This is a genomic window from Methylobacterium sp. D48H (assembly GCF_053345715.1).
Map to the genome: position 1 here is coordinate 245,115 of NZ_JBKFAP010000005.1, position 23,118 is coordinate 268,232.

Sequence of the window (23,118 nt, forward strand, 5' to 3'; positions counted from 1 at the left end):
AAGACGGACGGTCTTCTGGCCGGCCGTGATCAGCCGGTCTTCTCGATGTTCCAGAAGAACTGCACCGGCGCCATGACCATGCCCTTGAGCTTCGCGCTGACCGCCATCGGCTGCTGCACGAGGCCCGCGGGGGCGTAGGGCACGACCGCGAAGGCCCGCTCCTCGATGCGCGCGGCGAGCGCCTTCTGCTGCGCCTCGTCGCTGGTGGCGATCCAGTCGCTCCGCAGGGTCTCCAAGGTCGGGTCGTCCGGCCAGCCGAACCACGCGGCCTGACCGTTGGCGCGGATCAGCGGGTGGAGCGCCGGGTTCAGCACGTCGGCCCCCGACCACAGCGTGTGGAACAGCGACCAGCCGCCGGCATCGACCGGCCCGCGGTTGCCGCGGCGGGCGATGAAGCTGCCCCAGTCGGTCGAGACCAGATCGACGTTCATGCCGAGCTGCTTGAGCAGGTCCTGGGTCACCAGCGACTGGTTGTAGGCGATCGGCTGGTCGGCCGGGGCCAGCAGCACCACGCGCTCGCCCTTGTAGCCGGCCTTGGCCAGCATCGCCTTGGCCTTGGCGAGGTCCGCCTGCATGGCCGCGGCCCCGCCGGCCCCGGTCGACATCGGCGAGCCCGGGGTGAAGAAGGTCTTGGCCTCCCGGTAGTATTCGGGGCTGCCGACCACCGCCTGCATGTAGTCGTCCTGCTTCATGGCCATCATCACGGCCCGGCGGATCTCGGGATTGTTGAACGGCGGCTGCGTGTGGTTGAACCGCATCAGCAGGATCAGCCCGAGCGGCACGTTGCGGATCTCGATCCCCGGCTTGCCCTTGAGGACGGGGATCAGGTCGATCGCCGGCTGCTCGTACCAGTCGACCGCGCCCTGGATCATCGCGCCCACCGCCGCCGAGGCCTCGGTGATGGCGAGCCACTCGATCCGGTCGACCTTGGCGACCTTGCCGCCGGCCGCCCAGGAGGGCGCCTCCTCGCGGGGTCGGTAGCCCGCGTGGCGGGTGTAGATCGCGTTCTGGCCGGGGATCCATTCCCGCGCCTCGAAGCGCCAGGGCCCGGAGCCCGTGGCGTCGGCGATCGGCTTGGACGCGTCCTGGAGGGCGACGCGCTCCGGCATGATGAAGGGCACGTTCGAGGACAGCTTGCCGAGCGCCGCCGGGAGCAGGGGGAACGGCTTCTTCAGCGCGACCGTGAAGGTCCGCGCGTCCTCCTGGCCGTACCCCTCCACGAAGCCCGCCAGGGTCTGGCCGAACGCGTCCCGCTTGGACCAGCGCGCGATGGACGCGATGCAGTCCTTGGCCTCGACCGGGGAGCCGTCGTGGAACGTGAGGCCGTCGCGGAGATGGAAGGTCCAGCGCAGGCCGTCGGGCGCGGTCTGCCACTCGCTCACCATCTGCGGCTGGATGCGGAAATTCTCGTCGGTGGCGAACAGCGTGTCGTAGACGAGATAGCCGTGATTGCGGATGACGTAGCTCGTGGCGACGATCGGATCGAGGGACGGCAGGGGCGTCGACGGGATGAAGCGCAGCACGCTGCCGCCGCCGGGCTGGGCCCGGACCAGGTGCGGGAGGCCGAGGCCGGCGGCCGCGCCTGCGGTACCGGCCAGGATCTGGCGGCGGGAGAGCGTCATCGCGGGCACCCTTGTCGTGATCGAGCCCGTTGCCCGATTGATTTTATACAATTTCAACACCGGAGCTCCGCCGTCAAGGGTCCTGCGGGGCATCCGGGGTCGACCGGGAGCGAGACGATGAAGAACCGGACCATCGCGGGCTCGATCGGGACCGAGATCCGGCGGCGCATCCTCGACGGCCGCTATCCGGCCGGCTCGCAGCTCCGCCAGGACGGCCTTGCGGCGGAGTTCGGCGCCAGCCGGATCCCGGTGCGGGAGGCGCTGTTCCAGCTCGAGGCCGAGGGCCTCGTGCGGATCCTGCCCCATCGCGGGGCCATGGTGGCGCCGCTCTCGGCGGCCGACGCGGCCGAGGCCCTCGAGCTCCGGGCCGCCCTCGAACCGCGCCTCCTGGCCCTCTCGGCGCCCCGCCTGACCGACGACGACTACGCCCGGGCCGACGCCCTGCTGGAGGAGTACGCCGCGGCCCTGCGGGCGGGCGCGACGGCGCGCTGGGGCGCCCTCAACACGGAGCTGCACCTCCTCCTCTACGGCCGGGCGGAGCGGCCCCGCGCCCTCGGGCTGGTCAGCTCGCTGCTGGCCGAGTGCGACCGCTACACCCGCCTCCAGCTCTCCACCGACAGCGCCGAGCTGGAGCGGGCCGACCGCGAGCACCGCGAGATCGTCCGGCTGTGCCGGAACGGCCACGTCTCGGCCGCCTGTGCCCTCCTGACCGACCATATCGACCACGTCGCCGCTGCGCTGATGGCGTTCCTCGGCGCCGCGCCGGTCCCGGCCCGCGCGACAGAGATTGTATAAAATTCTTGCCAGACTCGCGCGGCGCTGCCATGGAGAGGCGTGCCGCCCCGCGAGGCCCGCGGGGCCGGCCGGGACGATCCCACCTCCCAGCAGGCGAGCCGGCGATGGCCTTCGATCGACACATCTTCTCCGGCACGATCCCGGCCCTGATGACGCCCTGCCGGCCGGACCGGACGCCCGACCTCGACGCCCTCGCGCGCAAGGGGCGGGAGCTCGTCGATGCCGGCATGTCGGCGGTCGTCTACTGCGGCTCGATGGGCGACTGGCCGCTGCTCACCGACGAGGAGCGGATGGCGGGCGTCGAGCGGCTGCTCGCCGCCGGCGTCCGGGTGATCGTCGGGACCGGCGCCCAGAACCCGAAGCGGGCCGCGGCGCTCGCGGCCCACGCCAAGGCGGCCGGCGCCCACGGCCTGATGATCATCCCGCGGGTCCTGTCGCGCGGTGGCTCGGCCGCGGCCCAGGAGGCGCATTTCGGCGGCATCCTGGAGGCGGCCGTCGACCTGCCGTCGGTGATCTACAACAGCCCCTATTACGGGTTCGAGACCCGGGCGGACCTGTTCTTCCGCCTGCGCGCCCGCCACCCGCACCTCGTCGGCTTTAAGGAGTTCGGCGGCGCGGCCTCGCTCACCTACGCGGCCGAGCACATCACCGGCCAGTCGCCCGACATCACCCTGATGGTCGGGGTGGATACCCAGGTGGTGCACGGCTACGTCAATTGCGGCGCCCGGGGCGCCATCACGGGCATCGGCAACGTCCTGCCGCGGGAGGTGCTCCACCTCGTCGCCCTGTGCGAGAAGGCCGCCGCGGGCGACGTCCGGGCCCGGCGCCGGGCCGAGGAACTCGACGCCGCACTGGCGATCCTGTCGAGCTTCGACGAGGGGACCGACCTCGTCCTCTACTACAAGCACCTGATGGTGCTGGAGGGGAACCCGGAATACGCGCTGCACTTCAACGCCACCGACGCGCTCAGCGCCGGTCAGCGCCACTACGCGGAGACGCAGCTGCGCCTGTTCAAGGCGTGGTACGCGCAGTGGTCGGAGGCCGGCGCCGCGGCCTGATCCCCGGGCGCGCCGCCGAACGCAGGGCAGCCCGCCTTTGCGCGGGACCGCCCGTCGGCGCTATGGCGGGGGCGAGATCGGCCATACCCGCGAACCCCCATGAAGATCACCCAAGCCTTCACCTTCGAGGCGGCCCACCGGCTGCCGAACGTGCCCGAGACCCACCGCTGCCACCGGATGCACGGGCATTCCTACCGGGTCGAGCTGACGGTCGCCGGCCCGGTCGATCCCCACACCGGCTGGGTGATCGACTTCTACGACATCGAGTCGATCTTCGGGCCGCTGCTCGCCCGGCTCGACCACCACTGCCTCAACGAGATCGAGGGGCTGGAGAACCCGACCGCCGAGAACATCGCGGCCTGGATCTGGCAGCGCCTCCGGCCGGACCTGCCGGGCCTCGCGCTCGTGCGGGTCGCCGAGACCCCGATGTCCTGGGCCGAGTACGATGGCGAGTGAGACCGCGATCGCCGGGGACCGCGCCGCGCTGGTGCTGTTCTCCGGGGGACAGGATTCGGCCACCTGCCTGGCCTGGGCGCTGGACCGGTTCGACCACGTCGAGACCCTCGGCTTCGACTACGGGCAGCGCCACCGGGTCGAGCTCGACCGCCGCGCGGCCCTGCGGGCGGGCACGACCGCCCTCGATCCCGCCTGGGCGGCCCGCCTCGGCGAGGACCACACGCTCGCCCTCGACGCCCTCGGGCAGGTCTCCGAGACGGCGCTGACCCGTGAGGCCGCGATCGGCTACGAGGCGTCGGGCCTGCCCAACACCTTCGTGCCCGGCCGCAACCTCGTGTTCCTGACCTTCGCGGCGGCGCTCGCCTACCGGCGCGGGCTCCGGCACGTGGTCGGCGGCATGTGCGAGACCGACTATTCCGGCTACCCGGATTGCCGCGACGACACGATCAAGGCCCTGCAGGTGGCGCTCAATCTCGGCATGGAGCGGCGCTTCGTGCTGCACACGCCGCTGATGTGGCTCGACAAGGCGCAGACCTGGGAGCTGGCCGAGAGCCTCGGCGGGCGGGCGCTGGTCGACCTGATCGTCGAGGAGAGCCACACCTGCTACCTCGGCGAGCGCGGGCAGCGGCATCCCTGGGGCTACGGCTGCGGCACCTGCCCGGCCTGCCGGCTGCGGGCGGACGGCTACGCCCGTTTCACTGCGGCCTGAGGCCGTCGACCAGCACCGCCAGCGTCCCCCGGAAGGCGTCGGGGCTCGCGAACAGGCGCTCCATCAGGAGCGCGCCCTCCAGGGTAGCGACGACGTAGCGGGCGAGCGCCGCCGGATCCGCGCCGCCGCGCACGCTGCCGTCCATCTGGCCCGCGCGCAGGATGCCCTCCAGCCACGCGAGATGGTCCGCGAAGAAGGCCGCGACGTCCTGGCGCAGGCGCTCGGGCAGGGCCTCGCCCTCGATGGCCAGCGCCGCGCAGAGGCAGCCGAGCCCCTGCTCGACGCCGCCGAGGTAGAGCCGCCCGTAGGCCTCGACCCGGCCCGGCCCGTCCGGCACGTCCCGGCGGATCGCCTCCAGGGCCGCGGCGTAGCGCGCCGCGTAGGCCGCCACCAGGGCGGCGCCGAGATCGACCTTGGTGGGGAAGTGGTGGTGGATGCTCGCCTTGCGGATGCCCACCGCCGCCGCGAGGTCGGCGTAGCTGAAGCCGGCGAAGCCGCGGCCCCGCACCAGGGTCTCGGCCTGCATCAGCAACTCGGCGCGGGTATCCCTCATCGCGGCGAACGTCGCTCCAAAACGCGCCCTCATCAACGCACGAAGTCACGCGAACGTGCGGCCGCGGCGGGGACCGGCTCCCGGCGGCCCCTTGACGGACGAGTAATCTACCTACTTAATGGTAGACAATCAAGAACGGGCAAGATCGGGAGGTTTCGGCATGACGGCACGCGCCGTCCATCCGCGGAGGCAGGCCGCCGGGCCGACGCGGCGGCACGCCCTCTTCGCGGGGCTCTGCCTGTGCTGCCTGCCGACGCTGGGCCGCGCCGCCGAGAGCTTCACGATGGAGGAGGTCGGGCCCGGCCTGTACGTGCGCAAGGGCCTGATCGCCGACGCCACCCCCGACAACGCCGACGCCATCGCCAATATCGGCTTCCTCGTCGGCAGGACCGGCGTGGTGGTGACCGAGTCCGGCGGCAGCCTCGCCGACGGCCAGTGGCTGCGCGCCGAGATCGCCAAGCGCACGGACAAGCCGATCACCCACGTGGTGCTGACCCACGTCCACCCGGACCACGTCTTCGGGGCAGGGGCCTTCGTCCAGGACAAGCCGGTCTTCATCGGCCACGCCAAGCTCACCGAGGCGCTGGCGGCCCGGGGCGAGTTCTACCGCAAGCGGCTGGTCGACCTGCTCGGCGAGGACCGGACCGGGCCGGTGGTCTATCCGACGATGAGCGTCAAAGACACGGCCGAGATCGACCTCGGCGACCGGCGCCTGACCTTCACGGCGCACGGCCCGGCGCACACCACCTCGGACCTGTCGATGATCGATTCCGGCAGCGGCCTGCTGTTCCCCGCCGACCTGCTGTTCGTGAACCGGATCCCCTCCCTCGACGGCAGCCTCAAGGGCTGGCTCGCTGAGATCGAGCGGCTGAAGGCCGTGGGTCCCGCCCGGGCCGTCCCGGGCCACGGCCCCGTCGCGGTCGACCTCGCCCCGGCGCTCGCCGACCTCTCCGGCTACCTGACCGCCCTGCGCGACGGCACCCGGGCGGCGATCGCCAAGGACGTGCCCATCGAGAAGGCCGTGACCAGCGTCGCGGCGGACCAGCGCGACAAGTGGGCGCTGTTCGACACCTACAACGGCCGCAACGTCACCGTGGCCTACCAGGAACTCGAGTGGGAATAGGTTTTCAGGATCCCCATATCCAAGCCAATCGGGAGGCACGCCATGACGCACAGGATCAGACAGACCTTCATCGGACAGACCTTCTCCAGCCTCGCCCTCGGCCTCGTCCTGGCGACGACGGCGCTGTCGGGACCGCTCGCCGGCGCCGCGCGGGCGGCCGGCGCCTCCGACACCGACCAGGAGCGGGCGGCTCGCTGGCAGGAGATCGCCAAGTCGATCTTCGGCGACCGCCAGATCGCCCCGACCGACAGCCTCGTGAAGATCGAGGCGCCCGCCCGGGCGCTCGACGCCGCCCTGGTTCCGATCACCCTGACCATGCCCAAGGACGGGCAGATCAAGGCGGTCTCGCTGATCATCGACGACAACCCGGCGCCCTACGCGGCCAAGTTCGAGTTCGGGCCGGCCGCCGACCCGGCCGAGCTGAAGCTGCGCGTGCGGGTCAACAACTACACCGACATGCACGCCGTGGTGGAGACCATGGACGGCAAGCTCTACGAGGCCAAGCAGTTCGTGAAGGCCTCCGGCGGCTGCTCGGCCCCGATGGGGATGAGCGACGAGGAGGCCATGAAGGGCATGGGCGACATGCGCATGAAGTTCGCCGAGACGGCGGCCGGCAAGCCCGTGGAGGCGACGCTGATGATCCGCCACCCGAACTTCTCCGGCATGCAGATGAACCAGGTGACCCGCGACTACACGCCGGCGCGCTACATCGACAAGCTCACCGTCTCGGCGGGCGACCGGAAGGTCTTCACCATGACGGGCGACATCTCGATCGCCTCGAACCCGGTGATCAACTTCGCGTTCAAGCCGGACGGCAAGCCGATCCAGGTGGCGGCCTCCGACAACCAGGGCGGCCAGTGGCAGCACAGCTTCACCGCGCCGAGCCCGACGAACTGATCATGCGGCGCCTCCTCCTGACCGGCCGGGCCGCGGCGGCCTGCGCCGCGCTCCTCTGCCTCGCCGCGGCGCCGGCCGATTCGCCGGTGAACGTGCCCGAGCCGGAGGGGCTCTACGCCGGCCCCCCGAAGGGCTACACGCCGCAGACCCTCAAGGGCGCCGCGGTGGTCGACGCCGACGCCGTCGCCGCCCTGATCGCCGGCCCCGACAAGCCGGTGCTGCTCGACGTGGCGGCGCCGGACCGCAAGCCGTCGAACTTCCCGGAGGGCCGCCTCTGGCTGCCGGTGCATCCGTCGATCCCCGGCGCCGTCTGGATGCCGGAGGCCGGCGCCGAGCCCCTGGCGCCGGCGCGCGAGGCGCTCTTCTACGCCCGCGTCGCGGCGCTGACCGGGGGCGACAAGGCGAAGCCCGTCGTGGTGTTCTGCCACGTCGAGTGCTGGGGCAGCTGGAACGCCGCCAAGCGGCTGGTGCTGAAGGGCTATACCGGCGTGCGCTGGTTCCCCGAGGGCGTCGAGGGCTGGCAGGAGATGCACGAGACCGCGAACCTGACGGTCGATCCGGACTGGAAGGCGGGCGCCGAGCCGCAGGCGGGGCGCTGACCCGCATCGCCGGGCATTGTAAGAGACGCCGCGGAACGAGGCTCGCGTGGCGGGGCGCGCGCTCTCCCGGGCGGGAGAGGGGGCCCGCGCCGCGTCCCGAGTGGCGGGAATGAGGTCTGAACCATGTCGCAGGTCGTGCAGTCCCGACGGCTCCGGGCGGTCGATATCGGCAAGCGCAAGGCCGAGGGGCGCAAGATCATCGCGCTCACCGCCTACCACGCCCACACGGCCGGCATCGTCGATCCCTATTGCGACTTCATCCTCGTGGGCGATTCCCTCGGCATGGTGATGCACGGGATGGAATCGACGATCCCCGTGACCCTGGAGATGATGATCCTCCAGGCCCAGGCGGTGATCCGCGGCACGCAGAAGGCGCTGGTCGTGGTCGACATGCCGTTCGGCTCCTACGAGGCGAGCCGGGAGCAGGCCTTCCTCAGCGCCTCCCGGGTTCTCAAGGAGACCGGCGCCGGCGCGATCAAGATGGAGGGCGGCGCCCATTTCGCCGAGACGGTGGCGTTCCTCGTCCAGCGCGGCGTGCCGGTGATGGGCCATATCGGCCTCACCCCGCAGGCGGTGAACACGATGGGCGGCTTCAAGGTCCAGGGCCGGGCCCCCGACGACGAGCGCCGCCTCCTGGAGGATGCCCGCGCCATCTCGGAGGCCGGCGCCTTCGCGATCGTGCTCGAGGGCATCGTCGAGCCGGTGGCGCGGGCGATCGCGACCTCCCCCCAGGTCACCGCCGCCACGATCGGCATCGGCGCCTCGGCGGTCTGCGACGGCCAGATCCTGGTGCTGGAGGACATGCTCGGCCTGTCCGAGCGCACGCCGAAATTCGTGCGCCAGTTCGGGAGCCTGCGGACCCACATCGAGGACGCCGTGAAGGCCTACGCGGACGAGGTCCGGGCCGGCCGGTTCCCGGCCGACGACCACACCTACGGTTAGGGCAGGGCGGCCCATGACGCGCATGATCGGACCGTGGAGGGCGCCCGCCGCGTGGCCTGTCCGCGCGCTCGCGGTCTGCGCCGCCCTTGCCGGATCGGGGCCGGCCCGCGCTCTGGAGAATCCGGCCTCAGCCTTCTGCGCGACGATGGGCGGGCAGACGATCCTCGCGAAGCTGCCCGATGGCGGCACGATCGGGCTCTGCGCCCTTCCGGGGCGGAAGATCGTCGAGGAATGGACGCTGTACCGGATGCTCCGCGGCGTGAAGCCGGCACCCGGCGCCGACCCGTTCCGCTAGCCCGGCCCGGTTCCCGAACAGTCTTCGTCCGTGTCCGTCGGGCCGGCCCGCGCATTCGCGGCGCGGCCCGGGGCGGCGCGATTGATTTCGCCGGCCCGACGATGCCACTCTCGAGGTCCGAGCTCTCTCAGGCGGGATCGACGACTCATGCAGCGGGCCCGATCGCGCCGGCGCCTCGTCGGCGCGTGCCTCGCCCTCGGCCTGATCGCGGCCGGGCCCGGAGCCGGATCCGCCGGGACGCTGACGCGGGCGCAGGTCGAGGCGCAGCTGCCGGCGCTGGAGGCGCTGGCGCGGCGGGCCGTCGACGCGGGCGCGGTGCCGGGCCTCGCGGTCGCGGTCGTCCTCGGCGACGAGACGCTCCTCCTGAAGGGATACGGCCTCAGGCAGGCCGGGAAGCCCGAGCCGGTCGGCCCCGACACGGTCTTCCAGATCGCCTCCCTGTCCAAGCCCGTCACCGCGACGATCGTGGCCGCCCTGGTCGGCGACGGGGTGGTCGACTGGGATTCGCGCGTCGCGGATCTCGATCCCGCCTTCCAGCTGCACGAGCCCTACCCGACCGCGCAGGTCACGGTGCGCGACTTCCTCAACCATCGCAGCGGCCTGCCGGGGACCGCCGGCGACGATCTGGAAGCGATCGGCTTCGGCCGCGACGCGATCCTGCACCGGCTGCGCCTCGCGCCGCCCGCCTCCAGCTTCCGCGCCGGCTACGCCTACAGCAATTTCGGCTTCACCGAGGGCGCGGTCGCCGCCGCGAAGCCGACCGGCCAGCCCTGGGAGGCGGTGGCCCGGGACCGGCTGTTCCGGCCGCTCGGGATGGCCGCTACCGGCACGACCCACGCGGATTTCCTCAGCCGGCCCGACCGCGCGGCGCTCCACGTCCGGGCCGGCGGCGTCTGGACCGCCAAGATCGAGCGCGATCCCGACGCGCAGGCACCGGCCGGCGGCGTCAGCAGCGATGTCCGCGACCTCTCCCGATGGCTGCGGCTCGTGATCGGCAAGGGCCGTTTCGAGGGCGCGCAGCGCGTCGCGGCCCCGGCCCTGGCGCAGACGCACGCCCCGCTCATGGCCCGCGGCCGCAACCCCGTGACCGGCGGCGCGTCCTTCTACGGCCTCGGCTGGAACGTCGAGTACGGCCGCCACGGCCTCGTCTGGGGCCACGCGGGCGCCTTCAGCGTCGGCGCGCAGACGCTCGTCTCGATCCATCCGGAGGCCGGTCTCGGGATCCTCGTCCTGACCAACGCCTTCCCGTCCGGCGTGCCGGAGGGGCTGGCCGACAGCTTCGCCGACCTCGTCTTCGACGGCCGCGTCGGCCGGGACTGGGTGGCGGCCTGGGGCGCGGCCTACGAGAACCTGTTCGCGCCGGGCATCGCCGCCGACAAGGCGGCCTACGGCACGCCGCCGGCGCCGCCCGCCGCGCCCCTGGCGCTCTCGGCCTATGCCGGGCGCTACGCCAACGCCTATGTCGGCGAGGCCGTGGTGGCGGAGGCGGACGGCGCCCTGACGCTGACGGTCGGCCCCGCGGGGGCGCGCCGCTACAGCCTCCGGCACTTCGACCGCGACCTCTTCCTCAGCTTCCCGGACGCCGAGGCGCCCGACCGCCCCTCCGCCGTCCGCTTCGCCATCGGCAGCGACGGCCGGGCCGCCGCCGTGACGGTGGACGCGCTCGACGCGAGCGGGCTCGGCACCCTGCCGCGGCGAGACTGACCGCCGCCGTCACCCCGCCCGCCGCGAGGGCAACCGCAGGCCCGGGGCCGGGCGCTCCAGCAGCACCTCCCGGCGGAAGCGCACCAGCCGCGCCGGCCGGCCGGCGGCGCCGCTGGTCACGCTCTCGGTCTCCTCCACCAGCCCCTGCTGGGCCACGAGGCGCCGGAAGTTCTGCTTGTGCAGCTGCGTCCCTGACAGGGCCTCCACGGTCTTCTGCAGCTGCAGCAGGGTGAATTCCGGTGGCATCAGCTCGAACACCACCGGGCGGTACTTGATCTTGCCCCGGAGCCGGCCGATCGCGGTCGCGAGCACCCGCCGGTGGTCGAACGCCATGGGGACGCCGGTCGGGTCGTTCGGCAGGGCCGGGCCGGGATTGCCCCGCGCCTCCGGGATCAGCCCGGCCTCGAACAGCAGCTCGTAGCGCTCCAGGACGCGCTCCTCGTTCCACGTGCCGCCGTTCATGCCGAAGGTCAGGCCGAGGCGGTCGAGGCGGCGGGTCCGGGTGGCGCAGTCCGCGGGCTCGGACGCCCATTCGGCGAGCCGCGCCTCGATGGCGTCGAGCTGGCGCGGGCGCCCCTGCCGGAAATCCTCGTAGGGCAGGTAGCGGTACCAGTTCTGCCACGCGGCCTCGGCGAGCCCCGCCGGCCGCTCCTCGCGGACGAGCGCCAGATAGGCCACCGAGAGGGAGTGCACCCCCGACAGGGTCGCCGTGCCGGAGCGGTCGCGGTCGCCGAAGGTGTAGAGCTGCTCCACGTAGCCGAGGCGCTGGTGCGTCTGCCGCTCCACCCAGGCGCGCAGGCCCCGCTCCAGCGTGGCGTGCTCGGGGACGAGGGGGCCGGCCGGCAGGCCGTCGCCGCGGCCGGGCGCCTGGTCGGGGACCCGGATCGTCAGGGCGCGCGGCTCCCCCTTGGTCGCGGCGACGATCACCGCGACGAGGCCTACGGAGGAGCGCTCCGGCGGGGCCTGCCCCCCGCGCGCGTCCGTCTGCGCCGCGGCACCCGTCATCGTTCCTCGACCGTCCGTCCCCCGGGATGCGCCGTAGCGGATCCCACCTATAGGGGGACAGGATCGCCGCGCGTCAACGCCGCCGTATGACGGAGCGGGGGGGCCCGTCGACGCACCGCTGTCCACCCGCCGCTTGCCAACGCCGCGAGCCCTGCCCAAACAGGGGTCCGGGTGGGCCGGCACGGGACCGGCCGAGGCGGACCGAGCGACGACAGCGATGCCAGCGAGCGCGACTTCCCCCGCAGATTCCCCCTCGACCCCGACCGGCGGCCGGGCCGTCGACCTGCGGCTCTACGGGCTCCTCGATGTCGGCGTCTGCGGCGCCGACGGGGCGCGGCTGGCGGAGCTCGGCGCCGAGGCGGTGGCGGGGGGCTGCACCCTGCTCCAGTACCGCGAGAAGGACATCGCCGATGCCCGCGCCGCCCTGGCGCGGATCCGGGCGATCCTGGCGGCGGTGGGCGGCCGCGTCCCGGTCCTCGTCAACGACCGCGTCGACCTCGCCCTCGCGGCCGGAGCCGACGGGGTGCATCTCGGCCAGGGCGACCTCCACCCGGCCGACGCGCGCCGGCTGCTGGGGGAGGGCGCGATCATCGGCCTCACCCTGAAGAAGCCCGCCCAGGCCGACGAATTGTACCGGCTGCCCGTCGACTACGCCTGCATCGGCGGGGTGTTCGCCACCACCAGCAAGGACAATCCCGACCCGCCGGTGGGCCTCGACGGCTTCGCCAGCATCGCCTTCCGCGCCCGCCTCGCCCGCGGGGCCGGCCTGCCGCTCGGCGCCATCGCGGGGATCGGGCTCGACAACGCCGCCGCGGTGGTCGCCGCGGGGGCGGACGGCGTCGCGGTGATCACCGCGCTGTTCGGCGCGGAGTCGGTGCGCCAGCGCGCCCGCGACCTGCGCGCGCGGATCGACGGCGCCCTGGCGGAGCGGGCCGGCGCCCGATGAGCGGCCCCGCGCCCATCGCGGTCACGATCGCGGGCTCGGATTCCGGCGGCGGCGCCGGCATCCAGGCGGACCTCAAGACCTTCTCGGCGCTGGGCGTCTACGGCGCCAGCGTGATCACGGCGCTGACCGCGCAGAACACGACGGGGGTCCAGGGCATCCACGACGTGCCGGCGGAGTTCGTCGCCCGGCAGATCGACAGCGTGTTCTCCGACCTCGCCGTGAGGGCGGTGAAGATCGGCATGCTGTCGCAGACCGCGGTGATCGCGGCGGTCGCCGAGGGCCTCGCCCGGCACGCCGGGTCGATCCCGGTCGTCCTCGACCCGGTGATGGTCGCCACCAGCGGCGACCGGCTGATCACCGACGACGCCGTGGCGACGCTCCGCGAGCGGCTGCTCCCGCGGGCCGACCTGATCACCCCCAACCTGCCGGAGGCGGCGGTGCTCCTCGGCGAGCCCGTCGCCGCGGACGCGGCGGCGATCGTGGCCCAGGCGCGGCGGCTGGTCGCCCTCGGCGCCCGGGCGGTGCTGATCAAGGGCGGCCACGGCGCGGGGCGCGAGAGCATCGACCACCTCGTCACGGCGGACGGCACCCTGCGGACCCTGTCGGCGCCGCGGATCGCGACGCGCAACACCCACGGCACCGGCTGCACCCTCTCGGCGGCGGTGGCGGCGGGCCTCGCCCAGGGCCTGGCCCTGCCGGAGGCGGTGGCGGAGGCCAAGGCCTACCTCACGGCCGCCCTCGCGGCGGCGGACAGCCTCGCGGTCGGGACGGGGCACGGGCCGGTCCACCACTTCCACGCCGTCTGGACTTAGAGGCCGATCCGGCCGCCGCTTTCCGGTGCGCACGCCGCCGCGCACGCCGCCCGCCGCCTTGCAACCAGGCGTCGATTGCGTTTGAAGAAGCGTACGATCGTTCGGATAATGGAACGGTGCAGGCGGATCGGGGACGATGCAGGATCAGGCGGAACGGCCCGACCGGGCGCGCGGGCGCGACCTGCTGACCGGCGCGCAGGTGCTCTCCGGCCAGCTCGGCAAGACCATCCAGCGGCTGCGCAAGGCCTACAACCTGTCGCTCTCGGAACTCGCCGAGCAGTCCGGCGTGGCCAAGTCGATCATCAGCCAGATCGAGCGCAACGAGACCAACCCGACGCTGGCGACGATCTGGCGCCTGTCCCAGGCCCTCGACGTGTCGATCGAGCGGGTGCTGGCGGCCGGCGACGAGGAACCGTTCATCGAGAAGACCTCCCGAGCCGACACGCCGATCCTCGTCTCCGAGGACGGGAAGGTGCGGCTGGCGATCATCGGCTGGCTCAAGACGATCGAGTGGCTGCAATGGTACGAGGTCACGGCCGACCCGGGCGGCGTCCTCGACTCGGACCCGCACCAGCGCGGCTCGGTGGAATCGCTCTCGGTCACCGAGGGCGCGTTCGAGGTCGAGATCGGCGGCGTCGTGCAGCGGGCGCGGACCGGCGAGACCCTGCGCTACCGCTGCGACCGGCCCCACCTCGTGCGCTGCACGGACGGCCCGGCCCGGGCCACCATGGTGGTGATCATGAAGGCCGCCGTGATGGAGTGAGGCGGCCCGGTCGGCCCTCCGGCCCACCCTCGGCGCCCCGCGCGAGGGCGCGCACGCGGTAGTCGCGGGGGCTCAGGCCGTAGCGCTCCTTGAAGCGGCGGGAGAAGTGGGACTGGCTGAGGAAGCCGCAGCCATACGCCAAGGTCCCCAGCGGCATGTGGAGGCAGCCCGGATCGGCCAAGCGCTTGGCGGCTGCCTCGAGCCTGCGGTGCCAGATCCAGTCGGAGACGTGCCGGTCCTGCGCGCGGAACAAGGCCTGCAGCCGGCGCAGGGACACGCCGGCCGCGGCCGCGAGCCGGGGCGGGTCCAGGGTCGGATCGTGGAGATGGGCCTCGAGATAGGCCCGGGCGCGCTGCACCACGACGCTGTCCTGGACGGGCCGCTGCGCCTCCCGCGCGAGCCGCTCCGCGAGGCTGGCGACGATGAGGTCGAGCCCCGTGGAGACCATGCTCTCGGCCACCTGGGGCGTCAGCCGGTCGCCCAGGCTGAGCAGGTTGCCCAGGAACGACCGGGTCAGGGTCGCGGTCGGCAGATCGCCGCCGACAGTCACGCCGGCGAACAGGCGTGCGGAGCCCAGAGCCCCCTCCAGCCGCTCCCGCGGGATCCCGATGGCCAGCACCTCGCTGTAGCCGCTGTGCTCGATCGTCCAGGGTGTATTCGTATCCCGGATCGAGAAGTCGCCGACCCGATCCGTGCTCGACCGATCGTACTGATTCGCGCGGACCTGTCCCGAGAGCACGATGCTCATGAACAGGTGGTCGGTCTTGTGGTTTTCATGGCGAAGCGTGCGCGGCGTCGTGGCCGCCCGCAGGTTGCGCAGCGCGAATTTCGTGAAGACCAGGCCGCCGATACTGGCCCCCTCGATCGTCGCGTGAAAGGGCTCGTCGTTGAGACAAGTCTGCGCCATCGGAACCAGGCGATCTTCGCAGACATCTCGCCAAAGGCGAAACTTGTCCTTCTCCAATACACCTTCAGTTGAGAACAGAGTCTGCATCGCGGCAGCCGTATGACCGCGATTGCTGCGAACCGCAACCGCGCCCCGTCCACGCACGCCGCGGCGCCGCGGGACACGGATTGATCGGCAGGAAATCCCGCGCGCCCACGATGGACCGTCGGGCCCGTCCCATCACCCGTGGCGCCTGTCGGGCCGTGGAGCGGATCCGCACGGCTGGCATTCGGAGGACGTTCCGTCGCGAGCGCCCCGCCCCGGCGGGGGCGTCGGCGCGGCCCGGCCGCGGGGCCGTCAGCGCCCGCTGTTCACCCAGCGCACCACGTCGGCCAGCACGATGCTCAGCGCCTGATCGAGGGCGCGGGCGCCGCTGCCGGCATCGATCTTGGACACCGGCACGCGGGCCGTGAAGATCCGCGCCGCCGCCACCCTGCCGGTGCCGTCGGCCACGAGCTTCAGCGACAGGTCGACCACCGCCTCGCCGGTCCCGGACTGCACGTCGAAGGCGCGGATCTCGCTGATCAGCTGGTAGTCGGCCACGACCTTGTCGCCGGGCCGGCTCACCGAGCGGAGCCGCCCGGAATTCTCCAGGCTCTGGATGAGCCGCGTCTGGATCAGGCGCGGCAGCCGGTCGGCCCACTGGCCGCCGCCCAGGAACGACAGGGCGCCGCCGTTCTCGCGGACGATGATCCGGTCGGCCTCGAAGGGCTGGATGCTCACCGGCTCCGAGACCGCGATCGAGCGGCCGGCCGCGATCGGCCGCCCCGCGGCCGGCAGCGCCGCGAGGTCGAAGGTGAGGGGCGCCGCGCCGCCGCAGCCGCCCAGGAGGGCGGCGAGCAGCGCGGCGGCGGCGATGTGGGACGAGCGGACCATACGCATGACCTGAAGGACCCCGCCGGCGAACGGCGGAGCTGTATAAGCTATGCGGTTAAAACTAATCCGCTGCGGCATCCGTGCCGTGCGCCGGGACACATCCGCCCGGCGACGCGGCATTTCACCGGCCACCGTTGTATTCAGGCAACGAAGGCTTGCCGCCGAAGATCACCTGGCTCGGGTCGCGCTCCAGGCTGCGCACCGTGCGGTTGAGGGTGCTCAGCGTCCGCTGCCCGTCGCCCGACAGGGCCTCGACCTCCCGGCGGCCGGTGCCGCTCAGCCGGCCGAAATTGGCCGAGATGCTGGCGGTGCGCTTGTCGAGGTTCTCCGACATGGTCCGGAACGCCTTGCCGGCGTCGCGCACCGAGATCGCCGCGGCGCGGATCTCCGTGAAGGTGCTGGAGCCCTCCTGGCCGGAGGCCGAGCCCAGGAAGCTCTGGGCGCCGTTCAGCACCGCGTCGATCTTGTCGGCCGAGGCGCTGAGCTTGCCGGCGAGCAGCCGGGCGTCGTGCAGGCCGGCCTCGATGTCGGGGCTGGCCTTGGACAGGGCGGCCGAGAAGCGGTCGGCGTTGTCGATCACCCGGCCGAGCTTGGCCCCGTCCACGGCCTTGACCAGCGCCGAGATGTTCGGACCGGCATCGGCCAGCGTCTTCGAGAAGGTCTCGACGTTGGTCAGCGACCGGTTGATCGCCCCCTCGTTGGCGGAGACCAGCCGGTCGAGGCGGACCAGCATGTCGTCGGCCCGCTGCGCCACCTGGCGCGCCAGCGCCATCATGTCCTGCATGTCGGAGGAATCGGCGAAGATCGTCGGCGGCTCGCCGTTGGCCATCGGGGTCAGCACCGGTGCGTCGGCGTTGCCGCCCGACAGGGAGATCACCGAGACGCCGGTGAGCATCGCCGAGTCGAGGCGGGCGCGGGTGTCGGCCCGGAGCGGGGTCGCGGGATCGACCTTGATCGTGGCGAGCACCCGGCGGGGATCCTGCGGGGCGAGGCGGATGTCGGTGACCTCGCCGACCTTGATGCCGTTGAAGTTCACGCTCGAGCCGCGCGACAAGCCCCCGACCGAGCCGGAGAAGACGATGCGGACGAGCTGGCTGACCTGCCGCGAGGAGCCGCCGGAGAGCCACAGCACGGTGCCGAAGCCCGCCAGGATGACGGCGATCGTGAAGGCCCCGATCAGGGCGTAGTTCGCGCGGGTTTCCATGCGCTCAACCTGCGGTTCTGGCCGGCGGAGATCCGGCCGGGCCTGGAGCCCCGGCTCCCGGAGGGGAGCAGGGCGGGATCTGGGTGGGACGGCGGCGATCGGGCATCGGGTCAGGCACGGGATCAGGCATGGGATGAGGCATGGGCCGAGGCGCCCCCCGTCGCGATGGTCCGGGCGCGCTTGCCGTGGAAGTACGAGCGCAGCCAGGGATGGTCGCTCGCCAGCATCTCGTCGATCGTGCCGGCCGCGATGATCTGGCCGTCGCCGAGCGCCGCGATGCGGTCGCAGGCGGTGTAGAGGCTGTCGAGGTCGTGGGTGACCATGAAGACGGTCAGCCCCAGCGTCTCCTTGAGGGTCGAGACGAGGTCGTCGAACTCGCCCGCGCCGATCGGGTCGAGGCCCGAGGTCGGCTCGTCGAGGAACAGGATCTCGGGATCGAGCGCCAGGGAGCGGGCGAGCGCCGCGCGCTTGATCATGCCGCCCGACAGTTCCGAGGGCAGCTTGTCGGCGGCGTCGGGCTTCAGGCCGACCATCTCGATCTTGAGCCGGGCGAACTCGTCGAGCAGGCGCTCGGACAGGTTCAGGTGCTCGCGCATCGGCACCTGGATGTTCTGCTTGACGGTGAGCGCCGAGAACAGGGCGCCCTGCTGGAACAGCACGCCCCAGCGCTGCTCCATCCGGCGCCTTTCCGCGTAGGTGAGTTCGTCGACGTCGCGGCCGAACACCTCGATGGTCCCGGCCCGCTTCGGGTTGAGGCCGAGGATCGTCCGGGTGAGCACCGACTTGCCCTGGCCCGAGGGCCCGACGAAGCCCAGGATCTCGCCGGCGCGGATGTCGAGGCTCAGGCCCTTCAGGATGTTGCGGTCGCGGAAGCCGACCACGAGGTCGCGCACGCGGATGATCGGGGCGGGGCCATTCGGCGAGGCGGTCATCGGGGCATTCATCGCGGCGGCCTCAGAAATCGATCGCGGCGAAGAACACCGCGAACAGGCCGTCGAGGACGATGACCATGAAGATGGACTTCACCACCGACGCGGTGACGTGACGGCCGAGCGATTCCGCGGAGCCCTCGACCGCGAAGCCCTCGATCGTGGCGATCACCCCGATCGTCAGCGCCATGAACGGCGCCTTGATCAGGCCGACCATGACGTGGTGGACGCCCACCGCCGCCTGGAGCCGGACGAGGAACTGGTCGAGGGTCAGGCCGCCGTAGAGCATCGCGGTGAGGCCGCCGCCCGCGAGCGCCGCGAGGTCGCCGATCAGCGTCAGCATCGGCAGGCCGATCATCAGCGCGAGCACCCGGGGCACGATCAGGATCTCGACGGGGTCGAGGCCCATGACCCGGAGCGCGTCCACCTCCTCGCGCATGCGCATGGAGCCGATCTCGGCGGTGATCGCCGAGCCGGAGCGGCCGGCGACCATGATCGAGGTGAGCAGCACGCCCATCTCGCGCAGGATCAGGAGGCCGATCAGGTTGACCACGAAGGTCTGGGCGCCGAAGCGCTGGAGCTGGAAGATGCCCTGCTGGGCGACGATGCCGCCCACGAGGAACGAGATCAGCACGATGATCGGCGTGCCGTTGAGCGCCACCTGCTGGATCTGGTTGATCAGGGCGTTGCCGCGGAACGTGCCGGGCCGCAGGGCGACGCGCCCGCAGGCGGCGATCAGCTCGCCCAGGAACGCGAGGGCGGTGACGAACTCGCGGCCGCCCTGCACGGTCCGGCGCCCGGTGGAGTCGAGCAGGCCGACGACCGGGCCGTGCCGCCGCGGCGGCGGCGCGTCCGGCTCGCGCAGCCGGACCTCGCCCAGCAGGGTGCGGTGCTCCGGGCGGGCGCCGAGATAGGTGAGGGCGCTGCCCGCCTGCTCGATCTCGGCGCGGGTCCGCTCCAGGACCCAGGCGCCGAGCGTGTCGAGGCGCTCGATCCCCGACAGGTCGACCGCCACCGGCCCGGCGCGGCCGGCCGCCGCGATGCGCGCGGCCGCGGCCTCGACGGTCGGGGCCTGGTCGGCGGTCCAGCGGCCGTCGAGCGCCAGGCGGCCGTCGGCCGACCGGTCCCGCAGCGCGGCGCCGGCCAAGGCGCCGGGAACAGTGCCCTCGCTCAGCAACACCCATACTCCTCGATCGAGGCACCACCCTGCCCGGCGGTTATGACGACATTACGGTTGACGATCCGTCTCCAACCTCACCCCCCGCGCGCGGCGGGACGCCAGGGCGAGGCCCAGGCCGGCGGCGGCGAGCGGCGCCATCAGCAGGAAGGCGAGGGGGCCGCCGGCCCGGTAGGCGACCCCGCTCCCCAGGGTCGCGACCACCGAGATCCCGGCATTGACCGCGCTGAGCGTGCCCTGCGCCCGGCCCCGCGCGCCGTCGGGGGCGTAGGCCGAGACCGCCGCCATGGCGCCGAGCTGGGTCGCCCCGAAGGTCAGGCCGTGGAGGCACTGGAGCGGCACCAGCGCGGCGAGGTGGTCGCCGAGGAGGTACATGCCGATCGCCCGCAGGATCGCCGCGACGGCTCCGGCGCCGAGGAGCCGCACCGGGCCGCGCCAGGCGGCGGGCAGGGCGGGGAGGCCGGCGAACAGGGCGATCTCGGCCAGCACCCCGGTCGCCCAGAGCGCGCCGACCCAGGTCGGCGGGATGCCCTGGCCGGTCCAGTAGATGCTGCCGAACCCGTAGATCGCCCCGTGGCTCGCCTGGATCGCGGCCGCCGCGCCAATGCACAGCCAGAGCCGCCGCGGCAGCCGCGTCCGGCCGTCGCCCGCCGCCGACGGCGGCAGGACCGCCACCGCGCGGCTGCGCCACGCCACCAGACCCGCGCCGAGGGCGAGGCCGGTCAGGAGCAGCGGCACGGCGAGCCGGCCGCCGAGCGCCGTCAGCAGCAGCCCGCCCGCGAGGTTCGCCAGCAGGAACGCGATAGAGCCCGCCATCCGGATCCGCGCGTAGGTCAGGCGGGCGTCTTGGCGCACGGCCGCGAGCGTCAGGTAGTCGATGCAGGGCACGAGCGGCGCGCCGGCGACCGCGTTGAGCACGATCAGCCCGGCCAGCAGCGGCCACCCGATCCCGGCCGCGGCGGGCATCAGCGCGTAGGACAGGCTCAGGGCGAGGCTGCCGAGCAGGATCAGCCGCCGGGGCCCGAGGCCGCGGTCGAGGAGGCTCATCAGAGGCGCCGTGGCGGCGATCCGCGTGGCGATCGGCAGGGCGAGGAGGAGACCGATCACCCGGGCATCGAGCCCCAGGGCGTCGAGCCACAGGGGCATGAACGGCATCGCGATGCCGATCTCGGTGAACACCACGGCGTAGAGCAGCGACAGGCGCGCCGGGCCGGACGGGCGGGGCAAGGCGGGTCTCGACGAGCGGGGTGAGCAGGGAGGTGGGACCGGGAGGGCGTCCGTAAGCGCCCGTTAAAGGCCCTCTGTCAAATTCGCCGCGATTGGCGCGCATCGGGGCCGCCGCCGCGCCCGCATTCAGCGTCCAGAGAGGCCCATGTTCGGTTCCGTCAACCCGAGCGCGCACGCTTCGGCCGAGTACGAGGCGATCGAGGCGACGATCAGCGCCAGCGAGCGCGGCCGCTGGTTCCTCGCCGAGTACGCCCGGCGCAACCGGGGCGCCGAGACCGAGGTCCTGCTCGGGGCGATCGCGCGGCTGGAGCGGAGCGTCACCGCCGACCGCGGGCAGGAGGCCTTCGGGCACCTGCGCGGCAATCTCCTCGACATGGCCGACGCGATCAGCCGGACCAAGGGCGAGATCGCGGCGCTCAACACCCCGAACGGCGACGAGACCCGGCTGACGCAGGCGTCCCTCGCCCTCGACGCCATCGTGCGCGAGACCGAGCAGGCCACCTCCGACATCCTCAGCGCCGCCGAGTCGATCCAGGAGGCGGCCTGGACCCTGCGCGAGCACGGGGCCGACGCGCAGGCCTGCGACGCCCTCGACCGCCACGCGACCGCGATTTACACGGCCTGCTCGTTCCAGGACCTCACCGCGCAGCGCACCGCCCGGATCGTCTACACTCTGCGCTACCTGGAGGACCGGGTCTCCGCGATGATCGCCATCTGGGGCGAGGACGCGGTCCGGGTGCCGCCCCACCGGGGCGCGCGGCCGGCCGGCGAGCCGGCCGATCTGAACCAGAGCGACATCGACCGCTACATCGCCATGGACGTGCCGGCCGTCACGGTGGCGGCCCTCGTGGCCCGCCCCGGCAGCCCGGCGCTGCACGAGGATCTGGTGTTCCTGCCGGTCCAGGCGGAGGCCCGGGCGCCGGAGGCCGAGCCGGAGACAGAGGTCGCGGCCGAAGCGCCGGCCGCGCCGGAGCCGGTGGCGGAGGCCGAGCCGGACGCCGTGTCCGAGCCGACGGGAGTGGCCGCGCTGGCATTCGCCCCGGAGCCGGACCTCGCCGCGCCGGGGGACGGGCCGGAGGCCGCACCCGCGGCCGACTTGGAGGCCGGCTTGGAGGCCGGCTCGAAGGCCGATCTGGAAGCGGACTGGGCGGTCGATCTCGAGGCCGCCCCGGAGCCGGAGCCGGCTCCGGAGGTCGCCTCCCTTCCCGTCTCCGATCCGTCCGCCTCGGACGCGCCGGAGCCCACCACCGCGAGCGAGGAGGCGTTCGAGGCGGACGTCGAGGAGGATGTCGCGCGGGACATCGCGCGGGACGTGGCCGACCTCACCTGGGGCGAGACCGTCGGGGCGGCGCCCGCGCCGGCGATGCCGCCGGAGGAGCCGGCCCTGAGCTTCGCCGAGATCGACGCGCTGACGCCGGAGCAGCGGCTCGCGCTCTTCGCCTGACGGGTCCGGCCCGGCGCCGGCGCTCCGGCGCGGTTCGACAGGCGCGCGCCGGCGCGGACCCTGCTATCAGGGGCGCCCCCGGCACCCCCGAGCACGCGCATCCGTGGCCCTGCACCTGATCAAGCTCTGCGTCGGCCCCGCCACCATCGCCGATCTCGAGGCCCGGCAGGCCCGCTTCCGCGCGGAGGCGCTCCGGGACGGACGGCAAGCGGCGCCGTTCCACATCACCCGCACCCTGCCCAAGCGCCACCGGGAGATCACCGGGCAGGGCTCGATCTACTGGGTGATCCGCGGGACGCTGTCCTGCCGGCAGGCGATCACCGCGATCGAGCCGCTCACCGGGGAGGACGGCATCCCGCGCTGCCGGCTGGTCTTCGATCCCCGGCTCGTCCCGGTGGCGCCCCGGCCCTACCGGCCGTTCCAGGGGTGGCGCTACCTGACGGCGCGCGACGCGCCGGCCGATCTCGGGGCCGAGGCCTCGGGGGACCTCGCCGAGATGCCCGAGGCCCTGCGGCGCGAGCTGGTCGGCCTCGGCCTGCTCTGAGCGCGGGGCGGGTCTCGTCGCCCCCGGTCAGGCCCCCGCCGGCGCCGCGAGCGGCCCCGGCGGGATCGGTCCTACGCCCCGTCGAAGCGCCCGCTGGCATGGGCCAGCATGGTGTAGACCTTGCCGGTCTCCGAGGTCAGGTAGGCGTCGGTGCGCTTGGCGTCGCTGTCGTTCTTGACCACGTCGCCGAGCAGGCGCTCGAACTCGCTGACGTAGCGGTCGACGCTGCGGCGGAACTCCGCGTCGGTCCTGTAGCGGCGCTGGATCTCCGCGAAGGTGGCCCGGCCCTGCGGCGTGTAGATCCGCGGGTCGAACAGGTTCGGCTCGCCCCGGCGGTACCGCTCCCACAGGTCGACCGCGGTCCGGTGCTCGATCATCTTGGCGATGTCGGTCGAGATCGTGTCGAGGGCGATCCGCCCGGTCTCGGCGGCCGCCACCGCGGGGCGGCGGGCCGCCGGCGCGGGCGCCGGGGCGGCGGCCGGCGCGTCGGCC

General features: G+C 73.1%; 25 protein-coding genes. 15 read left to right on the top strand and 10 right to left on the bottom strand.

The window, feature by feature from the left end; translation table 11 throughout:
• Positions 1–29: 29 nt before the first annotated feature.
• Positions 30–1,622, bottom strand: a complete 1,593-nt coding sequence (locus tag ACLBX8_RS12885) for an ABC transporter substrate-binding protein (RefSeq protein WP_447699096.1) — start codon at positions 1,620–1,622, stop codon at positions 30–32.
• 117 nt (positions 1,623–1,739) lie between these two features.
• Between ACLBX8_RS12885 and ACLBX8_RS12890 the strand changes: the two genes are divergently transcribed.
• The 4 genes from ACLBX8_RS12890 (at position 1,740) to queC (ending at position 4,640) form a co-directional block, all read left to right on the top strand.
• Complete coding sequence (locus tag ACLBX8_RS12890) at positions 1,740–2,417, top strand: GntR family transcriptional regulator (RefSeq protein WP_447699095.1); 678 nt, start codon at positions 1,740–1,742, stop codon at positions 2,415–2,417.
• A gap of 104 nt (positions 2,418–2,521) precedes the next feature.
• Positions 2,522–3,475 (top strand): dihydrodipicolinate synthase family protein, encoded by a 954-nt coding sequence (locus ACLBX8_RS12895; protein ID WP_447715268.1) that lies wholly within the window; start codon positions 2,522–2,524, stop codon positions 3,473–3,475.
• A gap of 99 nt (positions 3,476–3,574) precedes the next feature.
• Positions 3,575–3,931: a 6-carboxytetrahydropterin synthase QueD gene (queD, locus tag ACLBX8_RS12900; RefSeq protein WP_020092323.1), complete on the top strand. Its 357-nt coding sequence runs from the start codon at positions 3,575–3,577 to the stop codon at positions 3,929–3,931.
• Complete coding sequence (queC, locus tag ACLBX8_RS12905; RefSeq protein ID WP_427508016.1) at positions 3,921–4,640, top strand: 7-cyano-7-deazaguanine synthase QueC; 720 nt, start codon at positions 3,921–3,923, stop codon at positions 4,638–4,640. Before queD ends, queC begins: the two co-directional genes overlap by 11 nt.
• Here queC and ACLBX8_RS12910 read toward each other — a convergent pair.
• Positions 4,627–5,193, bottom strand: a complete 567-nt coding sequence (locus ACLBX8_RS12910) for a TetR/AcrR family transcriptional regulator (protein WP_447715269.1) — start codon at positions 5,191–5,193, stop codon at positions 4,627–4,629. The two genes, queC and ACLBX8_RS12910, sit on opposite strands and share 14 nt — an antisense overlap.
• Before the next feature lie 160 nt (positions 5,194–5,353).
• Between ACLBX8_RS12910 and ACLBX8_RS12915 the strand changes: the two genes are divergently transcribed.
• From ACLBX8_RS12915 to ACLBX8_RS12940, 6 genes are all read left to right on the top strand, one after another.
• Positions 5,354–6,316, top strand: a complete 963-nt coding sequence (locus ACLBX8_RS12915; protein WP_447715270.1) for a quinoprotein relay system zinc metallohydrolase 2 — start codon at positions 5,354–5,356, stop codon at positions 6,314–6,316.
• Between the two features lie 42 nt (positions 6,317–6,358).
• Positions 6,359–7,213: a quinoprotein dehydrogenase-associated SoxYZ-like carrier gene (locus ACLBX8_RS12920; RefSeq protein ID WP_447715271.1), complete on the top strand. Its 855-nt coding sequence runs from the start codon at positions 6,359–6,361 to the stop codon at positions 7,211–7,213.
• A 2-nt stretch (positions 7,214–7,215) separates the two neighbouring features.
• Positions 7,216–7,812 (top strand): rhodanese-like domain-containing protein, encoded by a 597-nt coding sequence (locus ACLBX8_RS12925; RefSeq protein ID WP_020092328.1) that lies wholly within the window; start codon positions 7,216–7,218, stop codon positions 7,810–7,812.
• A 123-nt stretch (positions 7,813–7,935) separates the two neighbouring features.
• Positions 7,936–8,754 carry a 3-methyl-2-oxobutanoate hydroxymethyltransferase gene (gene panB / locus ACLBX8_RS12930; RefSeq protein WP_020092329.1) on the top strand — a complete coding sequence of 273 codons (819 nt, stop codon included), beginning with the start codon at positions 7,936–7,938 and terminating at the stop codon, positions 8,752–8,754.
• A gap of 13 nt (positions 8,755–8,767) precedes the next feature.
• The gene (locus ACLBX8_RS12935) at positions 8,768–9,049 is read left to right on the top strand and encodes a DUF333 domain-containing protein (RefSeq protein WP_020092330.1); all 282 of its coding nucleotides are present in this window, start codon (positions 8,768–8,770) and stop codon (positions 9,047–9,049) included.
• 147 nt (positions 9,050–9,196) lie between these two features.
• The gene (locus ACLBX8_RS12940; RefSeq protein ID WP_447715272.1) at positions 9,197–10,753 is read left to right on the top strand and encodes a serine hydrolase; all 1,557 of its coding nucleotides are present in this window, start codon (positions 9,197–9,199) and stop codon (positions 10,751–10,753) included.
• A 9-nt stretch (positions 10,754–10,762) separates the two neighbouring features.
• Here ACLBX8_RS12940 and ACLBX8_RS12945 read toward each other — a convergent pair whose 3' ends face one another.
• Positions 10,763–11,758, bottom strand: coding sequence for an NUDIX hydrolase (locus ACLBX8_RS12945; RefSeq protein ID WP_020092332.1), 996 nt, complete (start codon positions 11,756–11,758; stop codon positions 10,763–10,765).
• Between the two features lie 217 nt (positions 11,759–11,975).
• Here ACLBX8_RS12945 and thiE point away from each other — a divergent pair, with 217 nt between their 5' ends.
• The 3 genes from thiE to ACLBX8_RS12960 all read left to right on the top strand — a co-directional run bounded on the left by thiE (position 11,976) and on the right by ACLBX8_RS12960 (position 14,279).
• Entirely contained in the window at positions 11,976–12,704 is a 729-nt protein-coding gene (gene thiE / locus ACLBX8_RS12950; protein WP_447715273.1) for a thiamine phosphate synthase, read from the top strand.
• A complete protein-coding gene (gene thiD, locus ACLBX8_RS12955) occupies positions 12,701–13,516 on the top strand; it encodes a bifunctional hydroxymethylpyrimidine kinase/phosphomethylpyrimidine kinase (RefSeq protein ID WP_056532690.1) in 816 nt (271 codons plus the stop codon). Before thiE ends, thiD begins: the two co-directional genes overlap by 4 nt.
• 136 nt (positions 13,517–13,652) lie before the next feature.
• Positions 13,653–14,279: a helix-turn-helix domain-containing protein gene (locus tag ACLBX8_RS12960; RefSeq protein WP_447715274.1), complete on the top strand. Its 627-nt coding sequence runs from the start codon at positions 13,653–13,655 to the stop codon at positions 14,277–14,279.
• Here the strand turns inward: ACLBX8_RS12960 and ACLBX8_RS12965 are convergent.
• The 6 genes from ACLBX8_RS12965 to ACLBX8_RS12990 all read right to left on the bottom strand — a co-directional run bounded on the left by ACLBX8_RS12965 (position 14,254) and on the right by ACLBX8_RS12990 (position 20,638).
• Positions 14,254–15,273 carry a helix-turn-helix domain-containing protein gene (locus ACLBX8_RS12965; protein WP_447715275.1) on the bottom strand — a complete coding sequence of 340 codons (1,020 nt, stop codon included), beginning with the start codon at positions 15,271–15,273 and terminating at the stop codon, positions 14,254–14,256. The two genes, ACLBX8_RS12960 and ACLBX8_RS12965, sit on opposite strands and share 26 nt — an antisense overlap.
• Before the next feature lie 249 nt (positions 15,274–15,522).
• Complete coding sequence (locus ACLBX8_RS12970; RefSeq protein ID WP_020092337.1) at positions 15,523–16,101, bottom strand: ABC-type transport auxiliary lipoprotein family protein; 579 nt, start codon at positions 16,099–16,101, stop codon at positions 15,523–15,525.
• A gap of 121 nt (positions 16,102–16,222) precedes the next feature.
• Complete coding sequence (locus ACLBX8_RS12975; RefSeq protein WP_447699085.1) at positions 16,223–17,305, bottom strand: MlaD family protein; 1,083 nt, start codon at positions 17,303–17,305, stop codon at positions 16,223–16,225.
• A gap of 122 nt (positions 17,306–17,427) precedes the next feature.
• Complete coding sequence (locus tag ACLBX8_RS12980; RefSeq protein ID WP_447699084.1) at positions 17,428–18,249, bottom strand: ABC transporter ATP-binding protein; 822 nt, start codon at positions 18,247–18,249, stop codon at positions 17,428–17,430.
• 10 nt (positions 18,250–18,259) lie between these two features.
• On the bottom strand, positions 18,260–19,414 hold the full coding sequence (locus ACLBX8_RS12985) for an ABC transporter permease (RefSeq protein WP_026604795.1): 1,155 nt from the start codon (positions 19,412–19,414) through the stop codon (positions 18,260–18,262).
• A 48-nt stretch (positions 19,415–19,462) separates the two neighbouring features.
• Positions 19,463–20,638, bottom strand: a complete 1,176-nt coding sequence (locus tag ACLBX8_RS12990) for an MFS transporter (RefSeq protein WP_447699083.1) — start codon at positions 20,636–20,638, stop codon at positions 19,463–19,465.
• A 145-nt stretch (positions 20,639–20,783) separates the two neighbouring features.
• Between ACLBX8_RS12990 and ACLBX8_RS12995 the strand changes: the two genes are divergently transcribed.
• Positions 20,784–22,082, top strand: a complete 1,299-nt coding sequence (locus ACLBX8_RS12995) for a hypothetical protein (protein ID WP_447699082.1) — start codon at positions 20,784–20,786, stop codon at positions 22,080–22,082.
• Between the two features lie 103 nt (positions 22,083–22,185).
• On the top strand, positions 22,186–22,626 hold the full coding sequence (locus ACLBX8_RS13000; RefSeq protein ID WP_447699081.1) for a DUF1489 family protein: 441 nt from the start codon (positions 22,186–22,188) through the stop codon (positions 22,624–22,626).
• 71 nt (positions 22,627–22,697) lie between these two features.
• Here ACLBX8_RS13000 and ACLBX8_RS13005 read toward each other — a convergent pair.
• On the bottom strand, positions 22,698–23,118 hold a 421-nt coding region (locus ACLBX8_RS13005; RefSeq protein WP_447715276.1), incomplete at its 5' end, for a hypothetical protein.